This is a genomic window from Synechococcus lacustris str. Tous (assembly GCF_003011125.1).
Lineage (GTDB): Bacteria > Cyanobacteriota > Cyanobacteriia > PCC-6307 > Cyanobiaceae > Synechococcus_D > Synechococcus_D lacustris.
Window position 1 is genome coordinate 1 of the sequence record NZ_PXVC01000098.1, and the last position, 5,779, is coordinate 5,779.

At 47.8% G+C, this 5,779-nt stretch carries 9 protein-coding genes; 7 read left to right on the forward strand and 2 right to left on the reverse strand.

Annotation, left to right across the window (positions count from 1 at the left end; all coding sequences use genetic code 11):
* The 6 genes from C7K08_RS16090 to C7K08_RS12350 form a co-directional block, all read left to right on the forward strand.
* On the forward strand, positions 1-195 hold a 195-nt coding region (locus C7K08_RS16090), incomplete at its 5' end, for a type II toxin-antitoxin system prevent-host-death family antitoxin (protein ID WP_193464836.1).
* A 70-nt stretch (positions 196-265) separates the two neighbouring features.
* Positions 266-691, forward strand: coding sequence for a type II toxin-antitoxin system VapC family toxin (locus C7K08_RS12330; RefSeq protein WP_241537249.1), 426 nt, complete (start codon positions 266-268; stop codon positions 689-691).
* Positions 661-1,401, forward strand: coding sequence for a dienelactone hydrolase family protein (locus C7K08_RS12335; RefSeq protein ID WP_106500886.1), 741 nt, complete (start codon positions 661-663; stop codon positions 1,399-1,401). Before C7K08_RS12330 ends, C7K08_RS12335 begins: the two co-directional genes overlap by 31 nt.
* A gap of 80 nt (positions 1,402-1,481) precedes the next feature.
* Complete coding sequence (locus C7K08_RS12340) at positions 1,482-1,949, forward strand: arsenate-mycothiol transferase ArsC (RefSeq protein ID WP_106500887.1); 468 nt, start codon at positions 1,482-1,484, stop codon at positions 1,947-1,949.
* A gap of 772 nt (positions 1,950-2,721) precedes the next feature.
* Positions 2,722-3,141: a hypothetical protein gene (locus C7K08_RS15260; protein WP_133165257.1), complete on the forward strand. Its 420-nt coding sequence runs from the start codon at positions 2,722-2,724 to the stop codon at positions 3,139-3,141.
* A gap of 51 nt (positions 3,142-3,192) precedes the next feature.
* Positions 3,193-3,444, forward strand: coding sequence for a nucleotidyltransferase family protein (locus C7K08_RS12350; RefSeq protein WP_241537248.1), 252 nt, complete (start codon positions 3,193-3,195; stop codon positions 3,442-3,444).
* 138 nt (positions 3,445-3,582) lie between these two features.
* Here C7K08_RS12350 and C7K08_RS12355 read toward each other — a convergent pair whose 3' ends face one another.
* Positions 3,583-4,278, reverse strand: coding sequence for a pirin family protein (locus C7K08_RS12355; protein ID WP_106500890.1), 696 nt, complete (start codon positions 4,276-4,278; stop codon positions 3,583-3,585).
* Between the two features lie 405 nt (positions 4,279-4,683).
* Between C7K08_RS12355 and C7K08_RS12365 the strand changes: the two genes are divergently transcribed.
* A complete protein-coding gene (locus tag C7K08_RS12365; RefSeq protein ID WP_206603854.1) occupies positions 4,684-5,016 on the forward strand; it encodes a type II toxin-antitoxin system PemK/MazF family toxin in 333 nt (110 codons plus the stop codon).
* A gap of 163 nt (positions 5,017-5,179) precedes the next feature.
* Here C7K08_RS12365 and C7K08_RS12370 read toward each other — a convergent pair whose 3' ends face one another.
* On the reverse strand, positions 5,180-5,392 hold the full coding sequence (locus C7K08_RS12370; protein WP_106500892.1) for a Nif11-like leader peptide family natural product precursor: 213 nt from the start codon (positions 5,390-5,392) through the stop codon (positions 5,180-5,182).
* Between the last annotated feature and the right edge of the window lie 387 nt (positions 5,393-5,779).

The window sequence follows — 5,779 nt, forward strand, 5'->3', positions numbered from 1 at the left end:
ACCTCATATCGCAAACCCATCGCCCGCATCACCGCTGTGAAGCCAGCAGACTCAGGGATAACCAGCCCGCTGCAAAAAGCGATTGATGCGGGCCTGATCAGCTGGAACGGTGAGAAGCCCAATTTGCCCCCTCCCGTGAAGTTGCGGGGGCAAGTGAAGTTGCTCAGCGAAATCGTGATTGAGGATCGGGGTTGAGCTGATGATCCTTTTTTGTGACACCAGCGCCCTGATGAAGTTGCTGGTTGAYGAAGCCCAATCAGATCAGATGCGGCAGATCAGCACCACTGTTGATGCCATCGGGGTCTGCCGGATCAGTTGGGCCGAAACAATGGCTGCCCTTGCTCGCCTCCAACGGGAAGACCCGGTTTGCAATGAAGATCTCGAACGGGCTCGGCAGCACCTGATCCAATCATGGAGAACCTTCACCATTGTTGAAGTGAGCCAGCCATTGGTAGAAACGGCTGGGCGCTTTGCCGAAGTCTTTGCCCTTCGCGGATACGACAGCGTGCAGCTCGCCGCAGCCCATGAGCTCCATGTCAACGCTGAACAGASCGTTCTCTTCGCTTGYTWCGACCGTCGCCTCAACCAAGCGGCCCAGCTCCTTCAGTGCATCAAAGAAGCTTTTTYATCTATTGATACTTATAAACTTGAGACAAAAAGATGCAGATCCTGCGCAACACAATCGGCTTAACCGTTGACGGTAGTTTGATGCGCCTGCATGTGGCCAGGCCGAGGCTGGAGGGTCGTTGGCCTGGAATCCTCTTCTACTCCGACATTTATCAGTTAGGGGATCCGATCAAGCGATTAGCTGATCGCCTTGCTGGCTACGGCTACGTGGTGGCTGCACCGGAAATCTTTCATCGCCTTGAACCGATCGGATCGGTCATMGAGCCRGATGACATAGGGCGCYTGCGGGGCAACAACAATGCCAGCAGAACCCTTGTATCTGATTACGACTCAGATTCCGCAGCCGTTCTCTCTTGGCTTGCTGCAGATCCCGGGGTTGATCAAGGGTGCCTGGGTGCCATCGGCTTCTGCATCGGCGGCCATCTCGCTTTCCGCGCTGCGCTAAGGCCGGAGGTTAAGTGCASTGCATGTGTGTACCCAACCGGTTTACAAGACGGCAAAGTTGGCCAGGGAATCGCTGATTCACTGCAGCGAGCCAGTTACATCCGAGGTGCCTTGCTCACGATCTTCGGCAGCCTTGATCCGCATGTTCCCTCCGAGGCACGTGAAACAATTTTGGCAACCCTGGCAGCTTTGCCGGATCTTCGCCATCGCACGCTTCTCTATGAAGCCAATCACACCTTTATGCGCGATGACGGTGAGCGCTGGGATCCCGAGTGTGCTGATCAAGCCTGGGCCCAACTGATCCAGTTTCTCCGTCAAGAGATAGGCTGAAACGTGCTGGTGATCGTTAAATTGCATTCATTAATGCGAGTACCGTCCATACTGCTAGAGAGTTTATCTTGAAMAAGATTATGTATAACGTTCTGTTYCTGTGCACAGGTAATTATTTCCGCAGTCGTTTCGCTGAGTACTGGTTTAATCGATGTATCAACTTGAGTTCTTTGCAAGGTAAGTGCAYTTCAGCTTCTGCAGGACTAAAYGTGTTCGCTKSTAATAGCAATGTTGGCCCGATGGCTGCAGAAGCGATTGCTGCCCTTCGTGATCGCGGTCTTGACCTTGATTTTGCCKCACTACCACWRCCTCGTCAGGCGACAGAGGAGATCTTYCGGAGCGCAGATCTGATTGTGGCCGTTGATGCCCATGCCCACCAACCAATGGTTCGCGAYAAATTTCCTGAGTGGGAGTYAAAAATTCAATTCTGGGAGATCAAGGATCTGGGAGAGGGTGGTTTGGCTCACGACCCTATTTCTTTGCTTSAARCTGCCGTTGAGGATCTGGTTGAGCAACTTGTTGCGCGTTTATCTACAGCGAATACATGAGATAGATCTGTGCAGTTGCAAAAACATCATTSGGCAACTGCTGRCGCAGGGCCTAACCCAGTTGGCCAGCAGCACCTTCACCCCATCACCTTCCTTGCTATTGAGTAATCAAGTATTTTTATTCCTCAGATCGCCGYGAGCTGGTAATGAGCAACGAACATAACAGTCAGGTATCCAGMGSTGGGTGCYATCCATTTGTTAATTCCCTACGGACACACCAATATTCATAACGTTTTTAAGATGTTCTACCTGAGRAATCAAGTGCTGCCCAAGCAAATACTCGAGCACTCAGGTGGGCACCACGAGGCYTGGGAAGTGCTCAAGGATCTTGGGCTGGGTGTTTCAAGTGCCATCGGATCTCAATTTTAATTAGCTTATTCATAAACTAAGGCCRTCAGAAACCTTCGCAGTCGTTACCGAAGGATCCTGGTTGTGATGTWAATACTCGGGCAAAACGGTTGGGTAACTGAGCTTGCTAAGCCCTCTGCATTTCGTATCTCTAACGGCGTTCGGCGATCCATTCATCGGGTTCTTGGCGGGGCTGTTCCCTGTTCCTATGGGAATAAATCCAAATTCATTCCACCCAAAACCTAGKAAGAGTATAAACAATTAATACAGCTTAATGCAATCAATAATAKCCTCATTAAGGTAATAATTWATTGATCAAAAAAAAGTGAAAAGAGCAAAATATTTTATTCTTGCTTCTRCATTTTTAGGTTTTGCCATTRCTGGCAACATATCACATGCTCAAGATGCAGCTYTAACCAAGTGCATGAAAACTTATCTTGACCTTAAAGTATCACCAGATATGGCATTGAGTGAATGCCGTAAAATGAGCATGATGGATTGCGTTAAATCTCTAGCAGGCACTCCATACGTTGCATTTTCAATCAAGGARGAAGATGGAAAGTTTTTAGTTGATGTTGGCAATGAAACAAGTAGATGGATGGAAGGAAAAACTTGGGACCAGATTGGGTGTTCAGCTTTTCAAAAAGGTCCTTACAGAAGACAAAGCGATAAATATGCAGGTATGTTTGGATCAGGAGAGCGATCCTATGAGTGGTTTAGGCAAGCATGGTGTRCTAAATCTCAGGTGCAACTGGAACAGCCATATAGTTTAGAAGAAGCTAAATTAAGATGTGAACTCGGTGTAGAGATTGCACCAAAAMTRGTTGCACCAAAGCCWAATTAGAAAGTTTATTGGATAGCTAAGTATCCAGAGCTGGATGCCTTAAAACCGCAGGTGCTTGCAGTAGCAACACGCCATGGCGCATCCAACCTGAGGATCTATGGATCGATCGCCACGGGACGGGAGCACCCTGCCAGCGACCTCGATTTGCTGGTTGACCTGGCTGCAGAGCAGTCACTGCTGGGGTTGATTGGTTTGCGCCAAGACCTCGAGGACTTACTGGGCTATTCGGTGGATGTCACCGAAGTGGAAACACTGCATTCGCTCATTCGCAAGCAGATCCTGGATCAGGCATTGAAACTTTGAATAAAGATCTTCTATACCTCGAAAGCATTCGCGACTGCTTGGAACGCATGCTTTTAACGCAATAATCACTSGAGCTATACCAGCCAAGTGGRCATRAATTAMCTGCATCCTCTAGTTAAAWACAAATAAATATGGCATCTAATTGATCTCAAAAAGCAATACATCTGCCCCTTGCTCGCCAGCCTCTGCCTGTGGAAGATCTTCAGGATAGCTAAAACCTATACCATCCCCTTTGTTTAATAACCAAGGAATYTGCAGAGTGCCATCAATCATCTGCATCCAAATCTTTTTCTCRCCATCGATGCGTGTTGGCCAATCAATTTTTTGCTGAGAAACAAGCTTGTTTCGCCACAGCCTAACATTTTGATTTATAGCCATTGTGTCATGATTTTTATTGGGATCTAAAATACATGTCCATCCGCCGGAATAATCAAATAGTTTTTGCTCATAACTTGGTGGTGTTCCTTTTGTCTCTGGCACTATCCAAATCTGCAACAATCKACAAGAAGTATCAGATGCATTCTGCTCGCTATGGACCAAACCTCTTCCTGCACTCATTCTCTGCACTTCACCTGGGCGCAGCTGCTCGGTATTGCCCATGGAATCACTGTGCTGTAGCTCACCCTCAACCATGATGGTTATTATCTCCATATCTCGATGAGGATGCATGCCAAAGCCTCTTCTAGGGGAGACCGTATCGTCATTAATCACTAGTAGGGGACCGAAACCAACCCACTTTGGATCAAAGTGATTCCCAAATGAAAACGAATGCCAACTATCAAGCCAATCAATTTGAGTGTGAAATCTTTCTGAGGCTGGACGAATGACTGGCATTATGTTAGCCAAGAAATGAGGTAACGATAAGCGGATGTTTATRTGTCATCCGCCTTAATTTAGTGTAATAGATTCAGTAACAAATAGAAGCCGAGAAGCCAGAGTTGGGAGATGCGCRGAAGTCGCGTGCGTGGCTACAATGTGAGTACGTTTGARGGCCGTGGCCATGGTTCGAGCGAAGCTGGTCAAAATCGGCAACTCGARAGGGGTCCGTCTCGCCAAGCCGATGCTTGAGGTTGCGGGGCTGGCTGACGAAGTTGAGATCGAGGTAGCTCCAGGGGTTTTAACCATTAGGCCGTTGGCTCAACCGAGGGCTGGCTGGGCAGAGGCGGCGGCAGCGTTCCAGTCGGAGGGMCTTATCGATGAGATGACCGCTACTCGGTTTGATGATGAAGAGTGGTSCTGGTGACTGAAGAACACGTCTCAAGAGGCGATATCTTCCTTGTYRCGTTGAATCCAACTCGCGGATCTGAAATCAGAAAGACGAGGCCTTGTGTCATCGTTTCGCCGGACGAKCTGAATTCTCACCTACGCACTTTCATCGTTGCGCCGCTCACAACTGGCGGTCATCCATACCCTTTTCGAGTGCGTTGCACGTTTGATGGTAAWGACGGTCATGTTGTKGCTGATCAGCTGAGAGCTGTTGATAGGGARCGTCTCGTYAAGCATTTGGGGAGRCTGTCGGASACTGCGCTCAATGAGCTGCTGGGTGTTCTTCAGGCGATGTTCGCTGTATAGAGGCTTGCTTCGGCCAGGTGATGGCAAGCGTTAGAGAATTTTAATGTCATCAAGTTAAATAAAATGTGGCCCTAACTTTTCATGAAGATTGTTAGGCAACTCTTTATTCTGAATTTACTTGAGCATTGATATCTTTGAATTCAGCCCTAAGTCAATAAAATTGCTAATAACTCAAACGTACAACATGATTTTGTTGTTTATGTTCTTTTTGATCAGCAAGCCTTGCTTGCACTAGATCAACCCGAGTGATTCGATAACCAAGCCTTCTTGCCGCTAGCACTAGTTCTGGATTGCTACGGCAATGACGCAGGGCACTTGCAAGCTGGGGTTCCTTTTCAGCATCTTCTACTAAACGCTCCAGCTCAARCCAGCTCATCTGTACTAGATCGGGCTTTTAGCATCGCAAAGGAATCAGCATCACGCAAGCCTCTTTTTACCGGAACCCACGCCTATTAATTGGTCCACCAAGATTTACACCCGACTCAATTGCAGGAATACCAGGTGCKCCAAYTGGATTGCCAATTGCGCCAAATCCAAAATCATCAGCATCCCCATAGCCAGGTTCTCCTGCTGCTGGGATACCAGGGGCACCAGCACGTCTTAATTGCGCATCAGCAGCAAGGGGCGCAATAAATAAAGCAGCACAGCCACTTAGTATTGCAAAAGTTTTCAATTGGATCTCAATCAACATCAACATATCCTAATCGATTTATTTGATAATCGAACAGATGCCTCATGTTATTTGCTATTAACGCAATAATTA